Origin of the sequence: Halalkalibacter kiskunsagensis, from assembly GCF_037027555.1 — a bacterium.
In the GTDB taxonomy this organism is placed as follows: Bacteria; Bacillota; Bacilli; order Bacillales; family Bacillaceae_D; genus Halalkalibacter; species Halalkalibacter kiskunsagensis.
On record NZ_JAXBLX010000028.1, the window covers coordinates 17,274 to 43,316 of the forward strand.

22 protein-coding genes and 1 other annotated feature (1 of these 23 cut by a window edge) are annotated in these 26,043 nt (G+C 36.7%); of the genes, 17 read left to right on the plus strand and 5 right to left on the minus strand.

The features are described from left to right. Nucleotides 1-15 precede the first annotated feature (15 nt). From SLH51_RS16120 to SLH51_RS16165, 10 genes are all read left to right on the plus strand, one after another. Nucleotides 16-1,293: a TRAP transporter large permease gene (locus SLH51_RS16120; protein ID WP_335962385.1), complete on the plus strand. Its 1,278-nt coding sequence runs from the start codon at nt 16-18 to the stop codon at nt 1,291-1,293. Between the two features lie 314 nt (nt 1,294-1,607). Then, nucleotides 1,608-3,593, plus strand: a complete 1,986-nt coding sequence (locus SLH51_RS16125; protein WP_335962386.1) for a transporter substrate-binding domain-containing protein — start codon at nt 1,608-1,610, stop codon at nt 3,591-3,593. Beyond that, nucleotides 3,590-4,942, plus strand: a complete 1,353-nt coding sequence (locus SLH51_RS16130) for a sigma-54-dependent transcriptional regulator (RefSeq protein ID WP_335962387.1) — start codon at nt 3,590-3,592, stop codon at nt 4,940-4,942. The genes SLH51_RS16125 and SLH51_RS16130 overlap by 4 nt, the downstream gene beginning before the upstream one ends. Nucleotides 4,943-5,102: 160 nt before the next feature. Beyond that, the gene (locus SLH51_RS16135) at nt 5,103-6,113 is read left to right on the plus strand and encodes a TAXI family TRAP transporter solute-binding subunit (RefSeq protein ID WP_335962388.1); all 1,011 of its coding nucleotides are present in this window, start codon (nt 5,103-5,105) and stop codon (nt 6,111-6,113) included. 108 nt (nt 6,114-6,221) lie between these two features. Beyond that, complete coding sequence (locus SLH51_RS16140; RefSeq protein WP_335962389.1) at nt 6,222-6,671, plus strand: DUF1850 domain-containing protein; 450 nt, start codon at nt 6,222-6,224, stop codon at nt 6,669-6,671. Between the two features lie 5 nt (nt 6,672-6,676). Then, complete coding sequence (locus SLH51_RS16145) at nt 6,677-8,650, plus strand: TRAP transporter permease (RefSeq protein WP_335962390.1); 1,974 nt, start codon at nt 6,677-6,679, stop codon at nt 8,648-8,650. A 173-nt stretch (nt 8,651-8,823) separates the two neighbouring features. Beyond that, nucleotides 8,824-8,943: a transposase gene (locus SLH51_RS16150; RefSeq protein ID WP_335962417.1), complete on the plus strand. Its 120-nt coding sequence runs from the start codon at nt 8,824-8,826 to the stop codon at nt 8,941-8,943. A 232-nt stretch (nt 8,944-9,175) separates the two neighbouring features. Beyond that, nucleotides 9,176-9,994 (plus strand): STAS domain-containing protein, encoded by an 819-nt coding sequence (locus SLH51_RS16155; protein WP_335962391.1) that lies wholly within the window; start codon nt 9,176-9,178, stop codon nt 9,992-9,994. 412 nt (nt 9,995-10,406) lie between these two features. Next, nucleotides 10,407-11,297, plus strand: a complete 891-nt coding sequence (locus tag SLH51_RS16160) for an NAD(P)-dependent oxidoreductase (protein ID WP_335962392.1) — start codon at nt 10,407-10,409, stop codon at nt 11,295-11,297. 163 nt (nt 11,298-11,460) lie between these two features. Further along, complete coding sequence (locus SLH51_RS16165; RefSeq protein WP_335962393.1) at nt 11,461-12,435, plus strand: aldo/keto reductase family protein; 975 nt, start codon at nt 11,461-11,463, stop codon at nt 12,433-12,435. A gap of 193 nt (nt 12,436-12,628) precedes the next feature. Here the strand turns inward: SLH51_RS16165 and SLH51_RS16170 are convergent, their stop codons facing one another. The 3 genes from SLH51_RS16170 to SLH51_RS16180 all read right to left on the minus strand — a co-directional run bounded on the left by SLH51_RS16170 (nt 12,629) and on the right by SLH51_RS16180 (nt 15,800). Continuing rightward, nucleotides 12,629-13,276 carry an SDR family oxidoreductase gene (locus SLH51_RS16170; RefSeq protein WP_335962394.1) on the minus strand — a complete coding sequence of 216 codons (648 nt, stop codon included), beginning with the start codon at nt 13,274-13,276 and terminating at the stop codon, nt 12,629-12,631. Between the two features lie 341 nt (nt 13,277-13,617). Next, nucleotides 13,618-14,541, minus strand: a complete 924-nt coding sequence (locus SLH51_RS16175) for a response regulator (RefSeq protein WP_335962395.1) — start codon at nt 14,539-14,541, stop codon at nt 13,618-13,620. Beyond that, complete coding sequence (locus SLH51_RS16180; protein ID WP_390183877.1) at nt 14,538-15,800, minus strand: sensor histidine kinase; 1,263 nt, start codon at nt 15,798-15,800, stop codon at nt 14,538-14,540. The genes SLH51_RS16175 and SLH51_RS16180 overlap by 4 nt, the downstream gene beginning before the upstream one ends. Nucleotides 15,801-16,245: 445 nt before the next feature. On the opposite strand from SLH51_RS16180, the gene SLH51_RS16185 reads away from it, so the two are divergent. Continuing rightward, complete coding sequence (locus tag SLH51_RS16185) at nt 16,246-17,664, plus strand: alanine/glycine:cation symporter family protein (RefSeq protein WP_335962397.1); 1,419 nt, start codon at nt 16,246-16,248, stop codon at nt 17,662-17,664. 207 nt (nt 17,665-17,871) lie between these two features. Here the strand turns inward: SLH51_RS16185 and SLH51_RS16190 are convergent, their stop codons facing one another. Continuing rightward, a complete protein-coding gene (locus tag SLH51_RS16190; RefSeq protein WP_335962398.1) occupies nt 17,872-18,876 on the minus strand; it encodes an asparaginase in 1,005 nt (334 codons plus the stop codon). Nucleotides 18,877-19,120: 244 nt separating this feature from the next. On the opposite strand from SLH51_RS16190, the gene SLH51_RS16195 reads away from it, so the two are divergent. The 4 genes from SLH51_RS16195 to SLH51_RS16210 all read left to right on the plus strand — a co-directional run bounded on the left by SLH51_RS16195 (nt 19,121) and on the right by SLH51_RS16210 (nt 22,579). Next, complete coding sequence (locus SLH51_RS16195; RefSeq protein ID WP_335962399.1) at nt 19,121-19,459, plus strand: helix-turn-helix domain-containing protein; 339 nt, start codon at nt 19,121-19,123, stop codon at nt 19,457-19,459. A gap of 260 nt (nt 19,460-19,719) precedes the next feature. After that, nucleotides 19,720-20,676 (plus strand): glutaminase, encoded by a 957-nt coding sequence (locus tag SLH51_RS16200; RefSeq protein ID WP_390183876.1) that lies wholly within the window; start codon nt 19,720-19,722, stop codon nt 20,674-20,676. 62 nt (nt 20,677-20,738) lie between these two features. Then, complete coding sequence (locus tag SLH51_RS16205) at nt 20,739-22,016, plus strand: Glu/Leu/Phe/Val family dehydrogenase (RefSeq protein ID WP_390183870.1); 1,278 nt, start codon at nt 20,739-20,741, stop codon at nt 22,014-22,016. A gap of 308 nt (nt 22,017-22,324) precedes the next feature. After that, entirely contained in the window at nt 22,325-22,579 is a 255-nt protein-coding gene (locus tag SLH51_RS16210; protein ID WP_335962402.1) for a biotin/lipoyl attachment domain-containing protein, read from the plus strand. A 214-nt stretch (nt 22,580-22,793) separates the two neighbouring features. Here the strand turns inward: SLH51_RS16210 and ilvA are convergent, their stop codons facing one another. Beyond that, entirely contained in the window at nt 22,794-23,999 is a 1,206-nt protein-coding gene (gene ilvA / locus SLH51_RS16215; protein WP_335962404.1) for a threonine ammonia-lyase, read from the minus strand. Between the two features lie 454 nt (nt 24,000-24,453). Here ilvA and SLH51_RS16220 point away from each other — a divergent pair, with 454 nt between their 5' ends. Together SLH51_RS16220 and SLH51_RS16225 are read left to right on the plus strand one after the other, a co-directional pair. Continuing rightward, nucleotides 24,454-24,642, plus strand: a complete 189-nt coding sequence (locus SLH51_RS16220) for a hypothetical protein (protein WP_335962406.1) — start codon at nt 24,454-24,456, stop codon at nt 24,640-24,642. Between the two features lie 729 nt (nt 24,643-25,371). After that, nucleotides 25,372-25,815, plus strand: coding sequence for a MarR family winged helix-turn-helix transcriptional regulator (locus SLH51_RS16225; RefSeq protein WP_335962419.1), 444 nt, complete (start codon nt 25,372-25,374; stop codon nt 25,813-25,815). A gap of 20 nt (nt 25,816-25,835) precedes the next feature. Further along, nucleotides 25,836-26,043, plus strand: a binding site (T-box leader); it runs 4 nt beyond the window's last position.

Below are 26,043 nucleotides of genomic sequence, written 5' to 3' on the forward strand. Positions count from 1 at the left end.
AGAGGGTGTTTGTAAGTGGTTGCTTTAATAGCATTTATCGTTTTATTAGTATTAATGTTTATTAATATTCCGATTGCGATTAGTACCGGTTTAGCAGTCTATGCCGCAATCTTGCTCTCAGAGGAACTGACAATAACGGTTCTAGTCCAACGTATGTTTGCAGGGATTGATACGTTTACCTTAATCGCGATTCCGTTATTTATCTTAACAGGAAGATTAATGGCGTTAGGCGGAATAACGAACGACTTAATCGACCTATCCAAATCGTTAGTGGGATTTTTAAGAGGTGGCTTAGCATACGTAAACATTGTGAGCAGTATGTTTTTTGCTGGAATTACGGGATCAGCTGCTTCTGATTCCTCCTCTGTCGGTTCGATTTTAATACCGGCTATGACGAAAAAGGGATATGAAAAGGACTTTAGCGTAGCTGTTACGACAACCTCATCAACGATTGGCGTAATGATTCCACCAAGTATCCCGATGGTTATCTTCGGGGTTTCAGCAGGGGTATCAATTGGGAAGCTCTTCTTAGGTGGTATTCTTCCTGGGATACTGGTCGCCTTCGCCCTTTGTCTTGTTACATATTTCATTGCCAAAAAACGTAATTATCCAGTTGAGGTAAAGTTACCAGTAAAAGAAACAGGGAAAATATTGATCCGCAGCATTCCAGCTCTTATGACGGTTATCATTATTATCGGAGGAATTGTAAGTGGCTTTTTTACAGCAACAGAAGCTGCAGGCATAGCCGTTTTATACTCGTTTCTACTAGGCGTCTTTTACTACAAAGAACTAAAAATCAAAGAAATTCCTGGAATTATGATCGAAGTCGGAATTACAACAGGAATGGTAGCGTTAATGATTGCGACTGCTTCCGCTTTCGGATATGTATTTGCCATTGAAGGGATTCCGGAAATGTTAGGGAATTTAATTCTTTCCATTACAGATAATACTCTATTAATTCTGTTGTTAATTAATATTTTGCTATTATTTGTTGGCTTTTTCCTAGATTTAAGTCCAGCCGTTATTATTTTCACACCGATCCTCTTGCCAATCGTTATACAGATAGGGGTCGACCCAGTTCACTTTGGCGTCATGATGGTTATAAATTTAGCCATTGGGTTATTTACACCACCAGTAGGGGTGTGCCTGTTTGTATCATGTGGGATTGCTGGGATTTCTGTAAGTGATTCGATTAAGGCATTAATGCCGTATTTTTTAGCAATGATTGTTGTCTTGTTGTTGATTACGTATGTTCCGCAAATTGTGACGTTTTTGCCTAATTTGTTGATGTGATTAAGTAGTGGGTTCTTGTCATCTAGTACTTTAAAGTACTAGATGACAAGAATTTTTTGTTTTGTAGCGGGCTCATGCCTTTTAACTTTAATAAAAAGTCAATTTAAATAGGTTACACTTAATTGGACAAGTTCATACACTTGATTCAAATAAAAGGTAGGAGATCATATTTCCACAATAAATAACACCTACTGTAGGACTTCTTAAGATGAGACGTGGATTGTAATCATATTCCATAAAAGATTCTAGCTTGGCTTTTACCCTACTTTCATCTACGATAGATTAATAGAGTACAGTTTTGTAAGGGGATACAGATGAAAAAGATTCTAGTTTTTGCGATATGCTTGTTTCTGGCTCTTATAGGAACAATGGTACAAGCTGAAGAGAAATCCAGCCTTGTGGTTGGTTATGATCCCAATTTTCCTCCTGTACATTTTAATCAGGATGGAGAGCCTGTTGGTTTTGCTGTAGATATAATGAATGAAATAGCGTTACGAATGGGAACAGAGATTAAGTATATTTTAGTCCCACAAAAAGAGGCTATTGAAAAACTTCAAAATAAACAAATAGATATTTTGTTAAGTGCCTACTTTAATGAAAAGCATGCTGAAGTGATGGAATTTTCCGAGTCTATATTAGGAACATCAATTGGACTACTCGTTCATGAAGAGAACAATGAAATTGAAGGTTTAGCTCAATTAACGAACGCAGTGACAGCGCTTGAAAGCGATACACTTGAATACGAGTTTTTACGTAACATTCGTGGGATCAAGTATCATGTCGCAAGTAATCAGGTGACTGCATTAGAGTTACTATTTAATGGTCGTGCTAATGCATTTGTTGGGAATGTGATAACAGCCCAATATATTTTAGAGCAAACAGGTATGCAGGATGATTATAAAATTGTCGGCAATTATCTGCTCCCTATCGAATATACTATGGCTGTTCAAAAAGAGAATTATTCACTACTTAGTCAACTAAACCGTGCTATTCATGATATAAAACGTGATGGCACATATAGTGCCCTATATGCGAAGTGGTTTGAAAGTGAAAATGAATTAGCGGACCGCTTATGGATGATTATTCAAATCATCGGATCGTTGCTCTTTTTCGTTGTGATCCTTTTCTTTATAGGGATACGTTGGAATAGGAAGTTACAAAAAGAAGTCGCAAAAAAAACAAATGTCTTAAACCAAATGAATGTCAAACTTCAAGAGAAAATTGAACAAACGAAAAATAGTGATGAATTCCAAAAGCAAATATTAAATAGTAGTCCGCGTGGAATTGCAACGGTTAATCAAGAAGGAATCATCACGTCTTTTAATACGAAAGCTGTTGAAATATCAGGAGAAATAGGTCAAATTATCGGTCTTCATTATGAACAAGTTCTGTTGTTGCAAAAACTGTTAGAGGATCGTTTTACTAAAGTGTTTCAAACAAAAAACTTATTCTTAGGTGAAGAAACTGTATGGGAGAGAGATGAACAACGTACTTACTATTTACGTTACTATGTTTATCCTTTATATGATTTTGAAAAGCGTTTAAATGGACTGATTGTTACATTTGAAGATATTACAGAAGAAAGAAAGTTACGTCTTCAAATCTTTGAACAAGAAAAGAACCAGGCTCTTAGCAGAGTTGTTGCTGGGATCGCACACGAGATTCGTAACCCACTAACATCAATCAAGACATTTGCAGAGCTGATCCCGCGCAAATATAATAACGAACGCTTTCAAAAAGAAATTTCCACCTATGTACCTCAGGAAATTGAACGAATCAATCAGTTGATTGAAGGATTAATTGATTATGCAAAGCCAAAACAGTTAAATAAAGAATCGATTGATGTCTCATTAATAATGAAAGAATGTACGATTTTATTTGAACGTACGGCTCTTAATAAAGGAATCTCTTTGGTATGTGAAACAGAAGAAGATCTCTGGATTGAAGCCGATTCCAATCAGTTGAAACAAGTCATTATCAATTTAATTATTAATAGCTTGGATGCCATGAGCACTAGAGATGAAACGGAAGATTGGTTTTTAAACTTAACAGCGTATTCAAAGGAAGAAAGCATTGTCATGAAAGTGTCAGATAAAGGTACTGGCATGACTGAAGCCGAGCAACTCCAAGCGTTAGAACCTTTTTACACAACAAAAGAAAAAGGAACCGGTCTTGGCTTAGCGATAGCGAACCAATATGTCCATGAAAATAAAGGGAAGTTAGAGATGGATAGTAGGAAAGGGAAAGGTACGACCATTTCGTTAACATTTTCAAAAAAAGGATTGAGGGTGAGTTTATGAAACGGATTATAGTGATCGATGACGAAGCTTCAATTTGTTCTTCTTTGGAGTTTGCTTTAGAGGACCAGTATGATGTAGTTACAACGACAAAACCAAATGAAGGGCTAAAATCGATTGAAGAAGAGAGTTATGATTTATGTTTGCTAGATTTAAAAATTGGACAAGTAGATGGTCTAGATGTATTAAGAAAAATCAAAGGGGTTAGTCCTAAGACTGTTGTTATTATGATTACAGCTTATGGAACAATTTCAACTTCTGTCAAAGCGATTCAAGAAGGCGCTTATTCTTATTTAACGAAGCCGATTAATATTGAAGAGCTTTATTCTATTATTCAACAAGCACTTCATTACCAGCATTTAAATGAACAAGTCAATTATTTAAGTCAAGAATTAGAGAAAAGATATAGCTTTGAAGGAATTATTGGGAAAAGTGCAGCAATGGCTTCTGTTTTTAATCTGATTCGAAAAGTAAAAGAAGTAGATTCTAATGTGTTAGTTGTTGGAGAAAGTGGTACTGGTAAGGAATTGGTTGCTAGAGCGCTTCACTTCTCAGGAAAGCGCAAAAAATCGCATTTTGAAGTCGTGAATTGTGCTGCCATCCCTGATCAACTTCTTGAAAGTGAGTTATTTGGTTATGATAAAGGGGCTTTCACTGGAGCTGTCTCTAGTAAAGAGGGAAAGTTCCAGCTAGCGAATGGAGGAACGATTTTTCTAGATGAAATCGGAGATATGCCACTTTCGTTACAAGCAAAACTCCTACGGATATTACAAGAGAAAGTTGTCACTAAGCTTGGTTCTAATAAAGAAATGAACCTAGATGTACGTGTAATTGCAGCAACCAATAAAAACCTTGAAGAAGCGGTAAAAAACGGAGAATTTCGCGAAGATTTATATTTTCGCTTGGATGTTATAAAGGTACCATTGCCACCTTTAAGAGAAAGAAAAGAAGATATCCCATATTTAATTCAATCCTTTATTAAACAATTTAACTCGGAGATAGGTAAAGAGGTAAAAGGATTGACGAAAGAAGCAAACCGAATTTTAATGAACTATGATTATCCTGGCAACATTCGAGAACTATCCAATATTATTGAATCATCTATGGTTCTTGCAGACGATGAATATATTGAAATGCTGGATTTACCACAGCAAGTAAGGTCAATCCAATCAGTTGAACGAATAGAAGGAGAAACGATTCTTGATTTTGTAGGGCTTCCTTTAAAAAAAATGGAGAAACAGTTCATATTAGCAACGCTTGAGGCGAATAAAGGTCATCGAAAAAATACAGCTTCCATGCTAGGGATAAGCGAGAGAGGGTTACGTGACAAGTTGAAGCAATATGAGCAATAAGAAAGCGGCAAAAATTGCAGTACGGCAATTTTTGCCGCTTTTTATCCGGCAGAAATGTATGCGTTAACTTGAAAACGCATACATTTCTGCACTTTGAAAGTTGGCACGGGATTTGCATTAAAGAAGGTGGAAAGATAAAAAAGTCTAGGGGGAATCATCTATGAAAAAGTTTTGCACGTTGATTGTTGCATCAATGCTTGTTTTTTTAACTGCATGTGGAGGCGAAGGTACTACAAATTCAGAGGCTGAAGAGACAAAAGGAACTGAAGTTGAAAGTAAAGAGCAACTTGAAGATTTATTTGCAACAGTAGCAACAGGGGGAACATCTGGGGTGTACTATCCAATCGGTGGTGCGATTTCAAATATTATTGAAACTGAACTTGGAATTGATTCTTCTGTTCAAGCAACTGGTGCATCTGTTGAGAATGTTAACCTTTTAAATACGGGTAGAGCCGAACTTGCCATTACGATGGCCGACACGGTTTTACAAGCTTATGAAGGAAGCGGTGCATTTGAAGGAGAACAGCCAATTGATTCATTAAGAGGTTTAACGGCACTTTATCCTAACTTTGTTCAAGTTGTAACAACTGAAGCTTCAGGAATTAAAAGCATTGCTGAATTAGAAGGAAAAAGAGTAGGGGTTGGGGCTGCGAACTCTGGTGTAGAGTTAAACGCACGTATGGTTCTTGAAGCGCATGGAATGACTTATGATGATGTTGACGAAGATTACTTATCTTACAGTGAAGCAATTGATCAAATCAAAAACGGTATGATCGATGCAGCATTTGTAACTAGTGGTGTTCCAAATGCAACAGTTATTGACCTTGATACAACGCATAAAGCTAAAATTCTTCCGATCGAAGGCGAAGCTATGGATTACTTAATTGAGAACTATCAGTTCTTTTCAAGTGAAATGATCCCAGCAGGTGCTTATGGAAATGAGGAAGAGATTCCAACAGCCGCTATTACTAATTTATTGCTACTTTCAAATGAAGTCTCTGAAGACGCTGGATACGAAATTACAAAGGCTTTGTTTGAAAATCTTGAGCAAATTCAAGGATCTCACAATGCAGCAAAAGATATTACGTTAGAAACCGTTGACGTTGGTATGTCTATTCCATTTCATCCAGGAGCTGAGCGTTACTTTAAAGAAGTGGGCGCACTAGACTAATACATTTTCTTGAGAGCTGACTCTTTCAAAAGCGCACTACGATTCCTTAAATGGACGGTTTGTTGAATGGAGTCAGTTTCTTATTTTTAAGAGATAGGGGGTTGTGAAATGAGAATCTGGTTCGTATTCATTCTTTTCATTTTATCGGCTTGTACGAATCCAGATAAAATGACCCTTATTATTCAGAGTCAAGAAGATGGGATTATTTATAACAAAGTGAATGATCTGAAAGCTGGAGATGCATTCACAATCAAGTGGATTCATTCTGTCGAGAAAACACCATGGAGTGAAACCTATCAACTTACGACTGAAGGAAATCTTTTATTAATAGAAACAGTGTTTACATCATTTGGCGCAGGTGTTCCTCATCAAAAAGGAACCATGAGCGTAGAAGATGGAGAAGTAATCATTCGAGATATAAATGAGAAACTACCTGTGTTCCGATGGATTCATTCACAAAATGTTAATTTTGAGCTTGAGATTAATGAATCAACAGTTTTTGATGCGGAAGACCTGCCCCACCATGAAAGAATGGAAATATTTGTAGAGAAGAGGTGATTGTCATGGCAGAGCGTTCAACTATGGACGAACCTCAAATGACAAAAGAACAGCAAGAAGTTTTAGAAAAATACGATGCAGAATCACGCTTTCGAACTTTCTCCAACAAGACGGTTGGAATAATCGTTTCGTTTATTGCAATTTCTTTATCTCTTTATCATATGTATACGTCTTATTTTGGAACACCAGCTACGTTGCAACACCGTTCCTTGCATGTTGCAGCGATCTTAGCTCTAATCTTTTTATTATATCCGCCGTTTAAAAAAGCAAGTCGAACAAAGCTTCCTTGGTATGATGTAATATTCGCTCTTATGGCTGTTTCGACATCTGTCTATATCTTTGTTGAATACTTAGGGATTGTGAACCGAGGTGGCTTACCAAATAATTTCGATTTATTATTTGGGGCTATGTTAGTTCTATTAGTATTAGAGGCATCACGTCGTGTAACAGGCTGGGGTTTACCAACGATGGCCGTTATATTCTTCTTATATGGATTATTTGGCCGTGAATTATCAGGAATTTTTCGCCATCGTGGCTATACCTGGGATGAACTAGTTAATTTTATGTATGTGACTACAGAAGGGGTTTATGGAACAGCAATCGGCGTTTCAGCTACTTACATCTTCCTCTTTATTTTATTTGGTGCTTTTCTATCGAAATCAGGGATGGGACAATTTTTTAACGATATGGCATTAGCGATTGCTGGGCAAACGCGTGGGGGACCAGCAAAAGTATCAGTTATCGCAAGTGGTTTCTTAGGGAGTATTAACGGGGCAGCTGTTGCCAATGTGGTGACGACAGGTTCTTTTACGATTCCACTAATGAAAAAAATTGGGTACAGTCGTAATTTTGCTGGAGCTGTTGAAGCTGCTGCCTCTGTCGGGGGGCAAATTCTACCACCAATCATGGGAGCTGCTGCCTTCATAATGGCTGAAACATTAGGGATCCCGTACAGTCAAATTGCCCTAGCTGCGTTATTACCAGCGTTACTTTTCTATCTAGGGATTATTGTTCAAATTCATATTCGTGCAACCAAAGAAGGATTAAAAGGGATTTCTAAAGAAAACCTTCCAAGAGTCATGGAAGTATTAAAAGAGCGGGGGCATTTGCTTATCCCACTTATCTTTCTAATGTATATGCTGTTCTTTAGTGGACGCACGATTATTTTCTCTGCGTTCCTCACGATTATTATTACCGTTGTCGTTAGTATGTTACGAAAAACAACAAGAATGTCAGTACGAGATATTACTGATGCATTGGAACAAGGGGCGCGGACATCTATAGGGGTAGCGATTGCCTGCGCTTGTGTTGGAATTGTTGTTGGTGTGGCAACAATGAGCGGTTTTGGCTTGAAGCTGGCAAATGGGATTGTCACGTTTGGTGGTGAAAGCTTATTTTTAACCCTTGTCTTTACGATGATTGCATGTATCGTTCTTGGAATGGGGCTACCAAGTATTCCAACGTATATTATTACGGCAACAATGGCTGCTCCTGCACTTATCACACTAGGTATTGAGCCATTAGTTGCACATTTATTCGTTTTCTATTTTGGAATATTTGCAAACATTACGCCACCTGTTGCCTTAGCTGCATTTGCAGCCGCAGGGATATCAGGAGGAGATCAAATGAAGACAGGTTTCCTATCAATGAAATTAGCCGTTGCCGGATTTATTGTTCCATATATGTTTGTTTACAATAACTCCCTTCTGTTGATTGATACAACCCTTATGGAAGGATTGCTAGTTGTCATAACAGCGGTCACGGGAGTTATTATGCTAGGAACGGCAGCAGAAGGGTATCTATTTGCTAACATAAACCCTATTTTACGTTTGCTATTATTTGGAGGATCCTTGTTATTCATGAATCCCGTTTTCATACAAGATTTAGCTGGATTTGCCATTATCGCGCTAGTTGTAGTGATTCAATGGAAAAAAGGAAAGAAAAAAACATCTGTTCAGCCAAAGTCTATTGCGATGTAGTGCTAAAGAAATAAAGCATTTTAGCGGAGAGGCTTCGATTCTTTGAAGCCCTCCATATCATGGACAAATACGGCATTTCAAAAATACCAGTCAGATACATTGAATTTGTAGATGAAAAAGGAAGAACCTATCGAATTCTAACCACAAGATTTGATCTAACTGATCAACAAATAATGGACATCTACCGTAATCGTTGGGTAATTGAGTTATTCTTCAAATGGATTAAACAGCATCTTAAATTACCAAAATCTGGAGTGCGAAGCCACAAGATATTTGGAATCAAATGTTTCTAGCCCTGATAGCATATGGGCTTTCACTCAGCTGGAAACGAAATCAACCAAGACACCATGAGAATTCTTGGTTTTTATTCAAATTTAATGAATAATCATGTTTAATTACTATTTAAAAAGGGTATTAACTTTTTGGGACTTGTATAAATTTTATTTATTATCTAGCTAGGAGAAAGTAATACAACGTTGATACTGCATATTCTAGTACTATTAAAAAAAGTAGGGGGAATTAAAAGTGGATATTTATTTCGAATCTTCATTTAAACTAAGAGAATTTTTCGAGGCTAATAAGAATAATTTTGAATCTACTTTGTTGGATGAAGCAGTAAACGTTAAAAATAAGATCAATGAAATTCTAAAAATCGGTAATATAGATTTAGTTAATAATGCACATCAGTTAACTGTTTATATCATTAATAATGAAGATAATGAACTAAAACTATTTGCGAAAAAGGAAGGGATAGCCTGGGCAACACATTCTATAGAATTAACTTTTAAGCTGGAATGGGTACAAGCTATTCGTAGAACTTTATGGTTTTTTATACATAAGTATTATGATCTATCTAATCAATATAATATTGACGATTTTTTTATTCTAGAAGCACAGATAAATAATAGAGTAGACATTTTTCTAAATGCATTTTTTATTAGTTACTCTACATACAAGGATTCACTGATTAAAGCACAAAAAAAATTAGTCGAAAATCTATCAGTACCGATTATTCCTATAAATGGTAATGTTAGTATATTGCCATTAATTGGATCAATTGATATTAATCGTATTTATATTCTAAAGGAAAAAGTATTAGCAGAGGTATCAGATTTACGAATTCAAACGTTAATAATGGACCTTTCAGGTATCGCTAGTATGGAACAAGTAGTTATCTATGAATTTTTGAAAGTTATTGATGGTATCTCATTGATGGGATGCTCAACTGTATTAACAGGATTACGAAAGGAAGTAGCCAAAGATATTACGGACTCGGGAATTAAATTCAGTCGAGAAACTAAGAAGTTAGGAACTTTGCAACAAGCACTAGGTGAATACCTATAACACAACTAAAACAGCTAAAATTTAAGTCGGAGATATGTTTGTGGAAATTGTTGGTGAAAATTATAGCAGAGATGGTATATTCTTGTGGCTGTAATTAATGGGACAAGGGGACAGGGTGATGATGGAGATTGTTTCTTGTACGATTCTTATAACTGAGCCTAAATCAATGATCGGATGCCCGAAGTGCTTTTTCAATTGAACATTCAAATGTTTTGTTCTACTACATCTTCCACTATAATTCCTCCCCTCCTACCCTGATGATAGTTACTATAAATTTTATATTAAATAACCTATTTATTATTATATCAAAAATAATTCAGTACTTTAAATGAATAGTTTTACTATTTATACTAAAAAAACAACGTTATCAATTTACTTAATAAACAATAGAATGAATTAGGAGGATAATGAAATGAAAAAAATTGGCTTTATCGGATTAGGTACAATGGGTCTTCCAATGGCAGGACATTTATTAAACAACGACTATGAAGTTATTGCGTATAATCGCTCGAGAAATAAAGCCGACTCCATTGAAAAACAAGGAGCAATCATTGCATCCTCACCTGAAGAAGTTGCTAAAAAAAGCGAAATTGTTTTCACTATGCTAACTGCGGATCAGGCTGTTGAAGAAGTGATTTTAGGCGAAAAAGGCATTATTAAAGGAGCACATGCCGGCTTAATTGTTGTCGATAGCAGTACAATTTCGCCGAATACAAGTAAAAAAGTAGCAGATATCCTTTTAAACAAGGGGATTGAAATGTTAGATGCACCTGTTACAGGTAGTGAACCTCAAGCTATTGAAGGTATTTTAACTTTTATGGTTGGTGGAAAGAAAGAAGTTTATGAAAAATGCGAGCCTTTATTTTATGTGATGGGGAAACAAGCTTATTATATGGGAGAAAATGGATCAGGTTCGTATACGAAACTAGCTAATAATACGATGGGTGCTATTAATCTATTATCCTTCTCAGAAGCCATAACGATGGCAGCAAAATCTGGGGTTGATCCTGAGCTATTTATACAAGTCGTCAGCGGCGGTGGTGCCAGAAGCGGGATGATGGATAATAAAGGCCCGAAAATATTAAATAGAGATTTCTCTCCTCATTTTATGACTGATCTTATTTATAAAGATCTAGGATTAGCAGCTGATGTTGCAAAAGAACTTGAACTACCTACTCCTGTTTTATCCTTAGTAAAAGAAATGTTTCAAATGGCAAGAGCTAAAGGATATGGGGCCGAAGATATGAGCGCAGTAATAAAATGTTATGAAGAATTAGCAGGAATCGAAGTAAAAAAGGATTAAAACATTGTAAAAAGAATTGTCTCTATTAATCGTTGATAGAACTGTAATACCGATTGCACTTTGTCTTATCTCAAGAAAAATAATCATTTTTTTGTCATTCATTCTTTCTCTAGGAAAGATATTTGCGAAAATAAACTGAAATTCAAAACAGGAGTGTTTTAAAATGAAATATCGTCGTTTAGGCAATAGCGGATTAAAAATTAGTGAAATTGGACTTGGCAGCTGGCTAACTTATGGAGAAACGGTAGGGAACCAAAACGCCATTGACTGTATTCATCAGGCTTATGAGCTTGGTATTAATTTTTTTGATACTGCAAACGCATACAATCGAGGCGAAACTGAAAAAGTGGTTGGTGAAGCTCTTAAGTCTTTTTCTAGAGAAAGTTATGTGCTTGCAACAAAAGTGTTTTTCCCTATGGGAGATGGTCCGAATGATCGAGGCCTATCAAGAAAGCACATCATTGAACAATGCGATGCGAGCTTAAAACGATTAGGTGTTGATTATCTTGATCTTTATCAATGTCATCGATTTGATGAAGAAACGCCAACAGAAGAAACATTACGTGCATTAGATGATTTAGTTAAGCAAGGAAAAATCCTATATTACGGTGTTAGTGAATGGACTGCAGCACAGATTACGGATGCTGTACATATAACAAAAGAAAAAAATCTACGACCACTCGTTTCAAATCAACCAATCTATAACATGCTTGTACGCTATATCGAAAAAGAAGTTTTACCGGTTTCTGAAAAAGAAGGGATTGGACAAGTTGTCTTTTCACCTTTAGCCCAAGGAATTCTTACAGGTAAATATAAACCAGGTCAAGTGATCCCTTCCAACACTCGTGCAGCAAATGAAAACATCAATCGTTGGATTAAAAGCTACTTAAATGATGATGTTTTAGAACGAGTTGCCCGCTTGGAAGGAATTGCAAATGATTTAGGTATTAAATTATCCCAATTAGCCGTTGCCTGGATCTTAAGACAGCCAGGTGTTAGCTCTGCAATTGTCGGGGCAAGTTGCCCGGAACAGGTAACTGAAAATGTAAAAGCCTCTGAAGTTGAGCTTTCTAATGATGTATTAACTGAAATTGAATCTATTTTAAAAGAAATTGATGGATTTGTACCTATTTGGTAAAAGATCAGGTTTAAATTAACCCTCACGCAAATCATCTAGTGGGAAGTCAGGTGAAGAAAGAGACATACTAGCCTATAAAAAGTCTGAAATAGGTGAATTACAGAAAATAGCGAAGAGACTGACAATAGTAGCAGAAACCGTGGATAGGGTCTGTGCTACTATTGTTCGTATGTTTTTTAGCGTGAATAGCCCGCTACTTCAAAAGTCGGAGCTTATGGAAATCAGGATCACTTGCTTGTTTTTCCATATTTTTTAACGTCACCAAATCCTCATACACGGACACGACTCTTCCACTAAAGTCATCAAGCTCACCTGTTGCCATATAATAGGCCCATTGTGGAGCCTGATGTGGCGGTACATCAATATTTTCCTCAAATAAATTCTCAATTTCACTTAAATACCGTTGACCAACATTTGTATCTCTTTGGTAACGAGTCATATCTGTATCATTTAATCCTGGATCTAGCGCAAATACTTTAATTGGAGTTTCCTCTAATTCTTCAGATAAGTTTTCTGTTAACCGTGCCACAGCTGTTTTAGACGTTCCGTATCCATTACCATATTTAAAAGAGCCTACGGTACCACCGCCTGCAATGTTGATAATAGTTCCATAGCCTTGGTTGATCATAACTGGCACTACGGCTTGGACACAGTGAAATGTTCCAAATAAGTTAGTAGATACATCATTAATCCAATCTTCCTGTTTTACTTCCCAAGTCGGACCAATCGCTTTAAATGCACCAGCATTATTAATCCAGACGTCAATTCGACCATAATGAGTGATTACATCCTCCACTACTTGTTGAACCTCAGATGGTTGAGTTACATCCATCGATACCATTGAAGAGGTACGAGGGGACAGGAACCGCGTCCCAGTTCCAGTTGAGAAATAGGCGAAGATTTCATCCCTGTTGAGCGCAGATACTTGTTCTATTAAAAGTCTGTATTTTCATTCTAGCATTCAACAAGAATAATAGATAGAAAACACATCGTAAGAATTGGGACAATGAACCTATTCCTCTCTACCCAGAGGAAACGAATAAGATATGTGAATGTTCCGGATGTTCCGGTAATAAATTACGTTCCTGCTCCCAGTGGCAATTTGCTAGGGGCAGGACTTTTTCTAAGAAAGAAATAATGGACTTTTTTAAACAAACTTTATCCTATAATGCAGAAATAAATTTACTCGGACATCATTTGTTTGGCTTCAAAATATAACGTTTGAATAAATTTTTTTGTATTAACTCGAGTAGAAGTTACCGGTGATACAGATTCGTTTTTTAATTCTAACATTCTTTTTCGAACAACTGTAAAATCAAAAAAGTGGGAAGCATACTTTTCAAATAGTGCATTTGAAAAGTCAGTAAGTCCAAGAGATGCTAAGTGATTTAAGGACTGATAAATCGTTCTTCGGACCCGCTGTTTAGAAGCCTTTATCTCTCTTCTTAGATTTTCATCATCCGCAGTTGCTCCTAGCTTTTTTGTAGCGACATGCTCATAAATAGTTGTAAGAGAGGGCATTTCGTGATCAAATGTATACTTCTTCTCAAAATTAAATAAATAAACCAATATATCTAGTAAATCTCTAGAGCCGCTTTCGCCAGAGATCCCTAATTCAGATAAAAGAAATTGGCCATAAGTCTTAATATTATCCTCTTTATAAGCAGACGGTTTCCACTTAGTTTCAATGTGAAGGACGGTATTTAATGACTTTTGAATGTCATAAATGGATTTTTCTAAGCGGATATGCTCCATCACTTTTTGAATCACAGCTAATACTTCGATTTTATTAATCGGTTTATTCACATAGTGCTCTATCCCAAGTAGATACGCTTCACTAATTAGATCCTTTGATTCAATTTGAGAGATCATAATGATTTTGCCCTTAAACGTAGGTTTGATTGTTCGAATCGTTTCAAGTCCATCACGATGAGGCATTAGTAAATCAATTAATAAAATATCTACCTTTTTTATGTTTAGTGTTTCTCCATCTAATAATGCACCATCTTCAGATTCACCAACAACTTGCCCTAGATCTTCATCCTCTATAAATTGAGCGAGCATAGAACGAACGATTTCATCATCATCGGTAATATAGAAGTTCATCTAGAACACTCCTTTTCTACTAAATTTTCAACTGGCAAGCTAATTGTAAATACAGTTCCTTTATTCCCTGGTCTACTTTGGAAGGTGACGGTGCCGTTAAGCTTTGTAACCATATCCTCTACAAAGGTTAATCCAATGCCTGTTGAGGGATTACCCATAAGGTCAAATTTAGAAGTGAAGCCAGGTTTAAATATTAATTTTTTATGCTTATCAGTAATCCCGACTCCATCGTCTTCAATGTTAAATTCAACCCAATTTTGCTTTGCGATCACTTCTATTTTGATGGTTCCCTTATCAGTAATAGCTTCAACGGCGTTTGCGACTAAATTATTGAGAATCGATAAAATCGTATAGATATGGTAATGAGGGTGCACTCCCTCAATCGTATAACTAAATTTAACCTCTTTTTCTAATAAGCTAGCATACTTTTCATTGGCTCGAACAATAATATGAATGAGATCAGTGATATTGACATAATCTGAGAAACTCTCATTTGTAATAAGTTTAGATAATCCAGCAAAAATTCTTTGATTGTCTTTTTTGATGTCATGTACCTCACCAGCGATTTCTAGTAGTTGTTGACGAGTTCTTTTGATGACATTGCTGTTAATAAGTTGATCCTGAGTTAATCCTCTATATAGCTCGTAAGCCTTTCTGGTGATTGCTTCGGAGTTTTGAAGTGATTTTTTCAAGTGAATCGATTCCTCATACAAATTGGATACGAGCATGAGCATATGTTCATTTTGCTTTCGAACTTCCCGCTCCCGTGATTGAGCCTCATATAACTTCATCATACTAAAAACACCTAAGACCATAAAGCTATGAGAAAGCGCTATTATAACCATTTCCGTCAAAGAGTTAGAAGTAATGGTCATTCCAAATACAAGATGTTGCACGAATAGCTCTGAAAAGTCTGATATTAATTCAATAATGATGCCAAATAAGCCAATGATCAAGGGGCGATGGTGGTAACGATTAACTTTCATTACATAAAAAAGACAAGTATAAGTGAAATAAAAGAAAAAAGTGGGATAATGTGATTCAAACGTTGTTAACCAGTTAAAGTTGTCTAGCATTAGCCAATCTAGTAGAATTCGAAAAATGACAACTACAGAAGCAGTTAAAAAACCTGGAATAATAGCGGTGTTTCTTAAAAATAGTAGAAATAGGAAAAGAACGGGTGGGCCTAAACTAACTCTGAATGTTTCATTAATGGGGTAAAAATTAATTTCGCCCGCTAGTGGAACAAAAAGGATCATAAAAATCATAATCGTACGTTCTTTTTTTAGTAAAGGATAAAGGTTCAAAGGTGTCACTCCTAGAGGTTGTTTAAAAAACTACTAAAGATTTAAGCATAATTTTATATAAAAAGTTATTTTTATTCAACTATATCTGCGATAAATTAGGTGCAATGACTCCGCACGCTACGCGTCAGCGCTTATCCCATTGGCTTTAAAACCATTCGGGGATCCACTTATTGCTGTTCAAAAAGGGAAATAACCACCTTGTTGAATAGACTCTATATTTTTTTGTGTGTTTTCTTGTAGCATTCGGTTTCTTTTTGTAGATTTCTTTCTATACTAATGTATATTTGTAAGCAAGAATAAATGCAAACGCTTACATTATATTGGGAGGTGTCATTGACTTAAAAAATGAGAGGAGTTTTTGAACACGGGTAAATAATAAACTAAAGAGGTGATTCTTATGGTAGAAGCGATCATTGATTGGGGAAATACGATTTTATGGTCCTATGTGTTAATTGTTTTACTTGTTGGGTTAGGTATTTATTTTACGTTCAGAACGAAATTTGTTCAAATTAGAAATCTTGGAGAAATGTTTCGTTTAATGAAAGAAAGTCCTTCGACTAACAGCGGAGAGAAACAAATTTCATCATTCGGGGCTTTTTGTATTAGTGCTGCATCAAGAATTGGGACTGGTAATCTTGCTGGGGTGGCCATTGCGATTACTTTAGGAGGTCCAGGTGCTGTCTTTTGGATGTGGATTGTTGCTATTTTTGGTGCAGCATTAAGCTTTATTGAAAGTACATTAGCTCAAGTATATAAGGTTAAAGGATCCAATGGGTACAAGGGTGGCCCAGCCTTTTATATGGAAAAAGCTCTTGGTGCTAGATGGATGGGTGTATTGTTTGCGATATTAATTACCTTCTGTTTTGGACTTGCTTTTAATTCGGTTCAAGCAAATACGATAACATCTGCATTTGAGGAAGCCTTTGGCATAAATCGACTTGTCCTCGGTATTGCTCTAACTGTACTGACTGGTTTGGTTATCTTTGGCGGCGTGAAACGTATTGCTAAAGTGACTCAGGTAGTTGTTCCGATTATGGCTCTATGTTATTTAATTTTAGCTACATATGTAGTGATTGGAAACATTGGCGAAATTCCTGGGATGATTGGTCTTATCGTCTCTAGTGCATTCGGCTTCAACGAAGCGGTTGCTGGTGGGATTGGTGCAGCCATTATGAATGGTGTCAAGCGCGGATTATTTTCGAATGAAGCTGGAATGGGGAGTGCACCTGTTGCAGCAGCAACCGCCGATGTGAGTCATCCAGCAAAACAAGGGTTTGTTCAGACATTAGGTGTATTTATTGACACATTATTCATTTGTAGTGCAACTGCGTTTATTATTTTATTATCTGGTGTTCAAGGAGAAGGAATGGGTGGCATTCAGCTTACTCAGAGTGCCTTAGCTAGTCATGTTGGTTCGTGGGCAACAATTTTTGTCGCTATTGCCATTTTGTTATTTTGTTTTAGTTCGATTGTTGGAAATTACTACTATGGTGAATCCAATCTGGAATTTATTAAGGAAAATAAGACGATGCTCCTTGTCTTCCGTCTAGCTGTCTTAGCAGTAGTACTATTTGGGTCCGTATCAAGTCTAAGCATGGTTTGGAATCTAGCTGATCTCTTTATGGCGCTAATGGCAATCACAAACTTAATTGCTCTTCTTTTAATTGGGAAAATTGCGATTGCTGTATTAAAAGATTACGTTAAACAGAAAAAAGAGGGCAAAGATCCCGTATTTTATGCTAGCAGCATTGAAGGCCTTAAAAATGTGGAATGCTGGCAAGGTGAAGAAATACCTGAAAAGCGTAAAGAAGCCTAATGATGGAAACAGGAGAGCTTGTCTACAGCGACATGCTCAAATAGAGTTATAATTAAAAAGGTTGAAATGAACCCCCTTAAAGTAGACAAGGTATTTAAACTACTTTAGGGGGATTTTTATTTAAACAAAAAGATCATCTCCCCGTTGTTTGAGCTCCTTTTCGTTCGATATCATCCGCGGCAGTTCCAAATAAACCGCTATATCTCATTAATCCTCAGTATCCCAAGTTATAGATAGATCCCAAGCCAGTGGAGTTTCTATGATTTGTTTGACTTCTATTATATTAGTCGTTTTACCAAGTGCCCACATCAGCTTGGCCACAATGGCCTCTTTGTTCATATCTCCAGATAAAATCACATCATATTGTGCAACCTTTCTGCCTACCTCATAAAGATATAAATCTCCTCCTTCTTCTAAACATTGTGTTGAAATGAGGACGACGACGCCTTCATCAATTAACTCTTTTATTTTAGGTAAGAGATTTCTTTGTTCAAATGGAACACCACCATTTCCATAACTTTCGATAATTACCCCTTTATACAACTTCTTCAAAAAGTCAAAAATCTCCGGATTTGTTCCAGGGTGTAATTTCAAAACAAATACATCAGGACATAAACTTGTATCTAACGTAAGTTTCAGTTCATTACGTTCAGGCTGCCAGTAGTAGGTGATCCGATTTTCTTTTATCATAGCGACATAGGGTAAGTTAATACTTTCAAAAGCATCATAGCTTTTTGTTCTCATTTTTACAGCCCTTGTTCCCATCATGACACGCCCATCAAATACAACAAAAACCCCGCCTATGTTTTCACATGCAAAAAGAAGTGCATCTGATAGATTTTTTTTGGCATCTGTATGTTTAAAGCTAATAGGAACTTGAGAACCTGTTACAACAACTGGCTTTTGCAATCCTTGCAGCATATAGGACAATGCTGCGGACGTAAAACTTAGCGTATCGGTTCCATGAGTGATCACAAATCCATCATATTGGTCATAGTTTTGATGAACTGCTTCTGCAATTTCAACCCAATGTTCGGGCTGCATATTTGTACTATCTCTGTTCATGAGGATTTGATAGGTTACATCAACAGATAAAGATGTGTCGTTAAAATAATCTAGTAGATCCTTTGCTGATAGGCCGGGAACAAGTCCCTCCTCACCTTCAATGGATGCAATCGTCCCACCAGTAGCAAGTAACAATAGTTTTTTCATATCTGTCCACCTTTAGATTCCAATATCGTAATAGTGTTTGCATATCGCGACCTTAATGTTTATTATATTATAATACAAGTAAACTAAAATCAATATGTTGTTCTCGTTTCGAGAACGTTTTTATTAATGAGTTATTTTCTCATGCGATAATTTATGACGATAAGCGTGTTCAAAGTTTGTCATAGAAGAAAAATAACTTTTCCTCTACTATCAAACTATAAAAAATACGGAAGCAGGGATCCAGTTGCTAAAGCGATTATCAGAACTTAGAAAGAAGAGAAATTGGTCAATGCAGGAAACGGCTGACCGACTTGGTATTGCAAAAAGTACGTATGCGGGCTATGAATCTGGCTATAGAATGCCTTCTATCCAAGCGTTAGCAGACATTGCTGATTTGTACGAAACAACGGTTGATTATATTTTGAACCGCGAAGTAGAAAAACTTCCGAAATTTGAACTTACAGAACTATTGGCATCAGATGAACATGTCCTAATACTTGATCATTCTCCATTAACTGTTGAGGAATTAAGAGATTTTATTGCTTTTACTAGGGTAAAGAGAGAGCTAAAAAAGGAACTTTGATGAACATGTATGGTCCTTCGTCTTTAATACCACTTTGGCCTATAGGTGTCTCAATAGAGCAAAAAGTAACCTATTGAGACATCGTCTCTCTCAACTCATTCCAGTTAAGGGAAAAAAAACTTTTTTAAATCGATTTGTAGTGTTTTGTTCTTTTTCGTAGTTTAGATTTTAATCTAAATATGAAAGTTGCCAGCTTAATAATGGAAGCGGTTACAAAGGAGGGAAGGCTAATGCAATCATTACAGGGAAAAAGGATAAGTATGAATTTCATTGAGGGAGAAAATCTCGATCGCTGGGTAAAACAGTGCCGTCCACTTGGTAGGAAAGGTCGTTGTGCAGAGTACATTCCTGCTTTAGGGGAGTCAAATCTCTTGGATTTAGGGGTTTGCATCATTACCCCAGAAGGTGTGGAGATCAAATCAGGCGAATGGGATGTTCCTTTTACTCTACAAAGTATCTCAAAAGTCATTAGTTTTATTGCTGCATGTTTAGACCGTGGAATTTCATATGTGCTAGAACGTGTTGATGTTGAACCAACAGGCGATGCATTTAATTCGATTGTCCGGTTGGAAATGAATAAACCGGGGAGACCATTTAACCCAATGATTAATGCAGGTGCTATTACAATAACTTCTCTCCTTAATGGGGAATCACCTGAGCAAAAGTTAAATTCGGTATATGAATTGCTTGAAAAAATGATTGGGAGACGACCAACTTTTAACGAAAGAGTCTTTCAGTCAGAATGGAAAACGGCCAATCGAAATAGAGCATTAGCTTACTATTTAAAAGAAGGCGGTTTCTTGGAGGCGGAGGTCGAAGATGCGTTAGAAGTTTATTTAAAACAATGTTCCATCGAAGTAAATGCCAAAGATATTGCTCGAATGGGTTTAATTTTATCTCAAAATGGATACGATTCGATTCAAAAAAAGCAAGTCTTTCCTAAGGAGGTAGCAAAGTTGATAAAAGGTTTAATGATGACTTGTGGGATGTATAATGCCTCAGGGAAATTTGCAGCTTTTGTTGGGGTCCCAGCAAAAAGTGGAGTGTCAGGGGGGGTTATTGCTTCAGTTCCGGCAAGATATGAGCAAAAGATCCCTTTTCAAATGGGGTGTGGAATAGGGATTTATGGACCAGCGATAGATGAGTTTGGAAATAGTATAGCAGGAGTTGAGCTTTTGAAAAATCTTGCAGATGAATGGGATTTTAGTATTTTTTAACAATTGGATCAGGCATGTAAGAACTATATGAGTATAAAAAAAAGAATAGGGTGGTATAGAAGATGATCACTACAAAGGAAATCAAAAAGGAAGAAAAAAAGAATGTATTAAGTCTGTTCCAGTCTACACAAAAGGTCATACAAGAAGCGTTACATAAATTAGGTTATAAAGATGAAATGTTCGAGCTGCTAAAAGAACCAATCAGAATGCTTACAGTACGTATTCCCGTTCGTATGGATGACGGAGAAGTAAAGATATTTACTGGTTATCGTGCACAACATAATGATGCTATAGGACCAACAAAAGGAGGAATACGATTTCATCCTGAAGTAAGTGAAGAAGAGGTGAAAGCGTTATCGATCTGGATGAGTTTAAAATGTGGAATTGTTGATCTTCCGTATGGTGGGGGGAAGGGTGGGATTGTATGTGATCCGCGAAGCATGTCTTTTAGAGAATTAGAAAGGTTAAGTCGGGGATATGTACGAGCCATTAGTCAAATTGTAGGCCCAACAAAAGACATTCCGGCACCGGATGTTTTTACAAATTCACAAATTATGGCTTGGATGATGGATGAATATAGCCGTATTCGAGAATTTGATTCACCAGGTTTTATTACAGGAAAGCCACTTGTACTTGGTGGTTCACATGGAAGAGAAAGTGCTACAGCAAGGGGGGTAACCATTTGTATAGAAGAGGCTGTAAAGAAAAAGGGTCTTAAATTACAAGGCGCACGTGTGATTATACAAGGATTTGGAAATGCAGGGAGCTTCCTAGCTTCTTTCATGCATGAAGTTGGAGCGAAGGTAGTCGGAATATCCGATGCTTATGGAGCTCTTTATAATCCGGATGGCCTTGATATTGATTATTTGTTAAGTAAGAGGGATAGCTTTGGCACGGTGACCAATCTATTTAAGCAAACGATAAGCAATGAAGAGCTGTTGAAGTCTGATTGTGATATTCTTGTACCGGCTGCGATATCCAATCAAATTACGGTGGACAATGCTCATGAGATTAAGGCGGAGATTATTGTAGAAGCTGCAAACGGACCAACAACATTAGAAGCTACTAAAATATTAACAGAACGTGGCAAATTTCTAGTGCCAGATGTATTAGCCAGCTCAGGTGGTGTCACGGTTTCCTATTTTGAATGGGTTCAAAATAATCAAGGGTATTATTGGGATGAAGAAGAGATTGATAAAAAATTACGCACGATTATGAAGCAATCATTTGAAAGTATATTTCAAATATCACAAAGACATCAAGTTGACATGCGTCTAGCCGCTTATATGGTGGGGGTTCGGCGAATGGCAGAAGCCTCTCGTTTTAGAGGGTGGGTATAGAAGACGTACATAGCTAAGATTTTGTACATAAGCATTTTTTTACATCAAAAAAGCCGATATCCTGTTTCCGAAGGACATCGGCTTTTCAAATAATTAAAAATGAAAATTTATAATTATTATGTACTTGTAGTATTTTGTTTCTTTCTGTAACTTAAACAATAGACTAAATTGTACTTGCTAAATGGTATGATAACCGTTAAAAAAGTTACTGTTAAAAATCCAGGGTATATGGTAGGTATATAGAGAATGGAAGAGAGATCACGCTATAGAAGTTGGAAATGAATATAAAAAATTGGAAGGTGTTTAGAATGATTCAAGAAACTCATACGATAACAAGTCCTTGTAAAGGGATCATTGAAAAAGTTTTAATTACAGAAGACTCATACGTATACGAGTGGGAAAAGTTATTTTTTATTAAAACGTCTGAAGGAAATATGGAAGAAATTTCTGTAGGTGCTAGTGGCACGATTACCTCTCTTTGTATAAAAGAAGGAGACTTTGTATCGACAGAGAGCATATTAGCTCTATTAAAAGATGATCTTTTGATCACTGGGAGTGATTAATGTTTTGTAATATATAAGTTTGGGTTATAAGAGTATTTTTATAAAAGGATTTAAGCGCATTATTATGACCCGTTACCCAGTAACTTTAAAAAACCTTAGATCTTGCTGACAATTTTAAATGGAGGATTCTTTTACTAATCATAGAGATCCACCTTTAAACGAGATCAGACCGCCAGTGCATGCAAGCACTGGCGGTCTCAATCTTTATTCGAATTTAGATCAATTCCGCTGTGAACCCTTTTTTCTGCAATGCTTTTACGATTTCTTCAATATGGTGTCGATCTCTTGTTTCAACAGAAATAGATAATTGGGCATAGCTCGGATAAATTTTATCTCCTATATGGCTAAAGGAGATATCCAAAATGTTTCCTTGGTGTTCCGTCACAACCTGTAACACCTTTTCAAGGTTTCCTGGCTTATCTTTGAGAATGGTATTGAAACGCATAAATCGTCCGGCCTCGACCATCCCTCTTTCAATAATTCTAGATATAAAACTGACATCTACGTTTCCTCCACTTATAACGGGTACCACTTTCTTGTTTTTGATAGGAAGCTTTTGATTTAAGAGGGCAGCTAGTGAAACTGCACCTGACCCTTCCACGAGTAGTTTGTTTCGCTCAAGTAGCATGAGCATCGTTCGAGCAATTTCTGTTTCATCAACAGTGAGCATGTCATCCACGTATCGTTGAACTAACGGAAAGGTGTGTTGTCCTGGCCTTTTGACCGCAATCCCATCTGCCATCGTTGGATGAGCATCGACTGTAATTGGTTCCATTTCCAAAAGCGACTGTGCCATGCTTGGACAAGCCGCTGCTTCCACCCCGTATACTTGTATAGATGGATTTTTTTCTTTCACTGCTGCTGCGAGTCCAGCAAGTAACCCGCCACCTCCGACTGGGCAGACAATGGCGTCGACTTCAGAAATCTGTTCCAGGATTTCTAGTCCAACCGTTCCTTGACCAGCGATGATGGCTTCATCATCAAAGGCATGAACAAAAGCAGCGCCTGTTTGATCTTTTAGATCTAGAGCATAGGCAAGGGCTTCATCAAATACAGCTCCTTTTAATTCAACGTTTGCACCATATTCTTTTGTTGCTTGTACTTTACTTAATGGAGCCCCTGCTGGCATGACAATGGTAGAAGGGATGCCTAGCATCGTACTGGCGTAAGCAACACCCTGTGCATGATTTCCTGCAGAAGCAGCAACGACCCCATTTATTAATTCTTCTTTTCTCAATGAAATCATTTTATTGTAGGAGCCGCGTACTTTAAAGGAACCTGTCTTTTGCAAATTCTCAAGCTTTAAATAAATATCGTTATCCGAATATTCACTAAAGGTAAGTGAGTAGTCTAATGGAGTTTTATGTACGATTCCCGTCATCTTTTCGTGAGCTGTTACAATATCGTTTAATGAAACCATTTGTGCCCCTCCTAGTTATTGTTGAACTAGTATATTATGTTAGTTTTTACAGGAGGAAAAAAGTTATTCGGAAAAAATTTCCGGAAGCAATGGAGTTGTGCTTCCTAGGAGTAATAGTCTTGGAGACAGATAATTTGGTTTAGTAAAAGAACAAAGAACGTTTCAATCAGAAAATGAGTGTACAGAGGTCCAATATAGTGGCAAAAAGAATCGAAATTGATTCGATTATTGTAAATGGACTCCATATTCTTAGAAACGATAGACCCAACTTTCGAAAGAGGTGATTCTGGAGACGGGATGATGTCGGAAAGCAGCAGTACAGATATATATCTACAGGGAGATATAGCATACTCTCTTAATGAAGGAAAATGACTCATTGTTATGTAGAGAAAGAAATAGATTTTCTAAAAGCATCTTAGATGAGGTGCAAGATTTACAGAAGAGCGTGAGCAACATGAAAAATTCTTGGTCCAATAGAGAGTCCCTTTGGGGCTCTTTTTGTATTGAAGGAGACGAAGACTTGCCATATCGAAATGAAACAGTCAACAGTTCTGGAGTTTGGATATTCGCGCTAGTGGGCGCTGATATCTATCCCGTTGTAATAGCTCTCCAAGTAACTTATTTCTTTTATGCTAACGGGTAGCGTTTCTGCAGCGGCAGCAGCGCTTTTTTGCCTAACGAAGCAGACAGATTAACTCAATAATCACCATATAGTTAACATTAGTTGGACATATTTTTTATTGAGGAAGTGTGTGAAGCTGTTAGTTGTTGATTTGAAATCAAGGTGGTATGTTATTGTTTTAACTTTGTTTTATATTTCTTTTGTGTTATTCGTTAGCTTTGTAGGAAAAGGTATATTTTATCCAGATAGACTTGATGGGAGCTATACTGATGTGTCGCATAATTTTGTCCCTTTTACTACCATCGGAACTTATCTACTCAACATTCATAGCTATAATTTAGATACTTGGTTTTATAATACTTGGGTACTCAATCTATCGGCTACTTCTTGATCCAGCATATCGATTTGTCTTGCGATTTCAGGAATAGAATCAAAAATATACTGTTGTGAAATTACGGAGACGATTACGTTAATTAAGTAATTGTTTCTTCGCGTTTGACGGATACTGTGCAACAATCATCTTCCTTTTTTGGTTGCTTTGTAAAAGAGAACTAAGATGAATTAGAGGGAAAAAGAGTACTAGGTAATTTAGCATTATTTTTCTAGTTGCACCTAGTTATTTTTTTTGGTAATATCGTTTCATGACTAACGATTATGAAAATTTAAAAGGCGGTGGTTAGTGTATATTCCTTTAATAAAAATGGAGAACTGCTCCAAGAAGAGAAAGAAACGATTAATCAATTGTCAAAAATGCCGTTGGATTCACTTAATTTAGATGCTGTTTCTGTTGTTACTAACATCTATCGAGTGGCACAAGGGTTGAGAAACAAAATGGAACGAGAAGTTCTATCGAGTCATGGGCTTTCGTGGACTTCATTTTCAATTTTATATGATTTATGGATTTGGAAATCAGTTGAAACAAAGAAATTAGCAGAGTTAACTGCTGTTTCAAAAGCTACAATAAGTAATATTACAAAGACGTTAGAAAAGAAAGATCTTGTGTTTAGAAAAACAGATACGAGGGACAGAAGAATCACTTATGTAATATTGACGGATAAAGGAAAAAAAGTAATGGAAGAGCTATATCCGCAATTTCATAAAGGAGAAGTTGAGATTGTCTCTAGCTTATCGGTTAATGAACAAAAAGACGTTTCTGAATTATTAAGGCGAGTAATAAATGAAAATCAATTTTAGTTAGAAAAATGATAAATAGCTGAAAAGTGATGATAGGAAAATCAGTAGGAATTACCTCCCTGTTCCAGAGAGTCGATGGTTTCTGTGAATCGATACAAAGGTAATCTGAATTACATTCCTAGAGCTTCCTTGTATGTATTTATTGATACAAGGACGGACGAGCCGTTATTCGTTGAGTGGAAGACCATATTCTTCAATAAGGGTGGAACCGCGTGAAAATCACGTCCC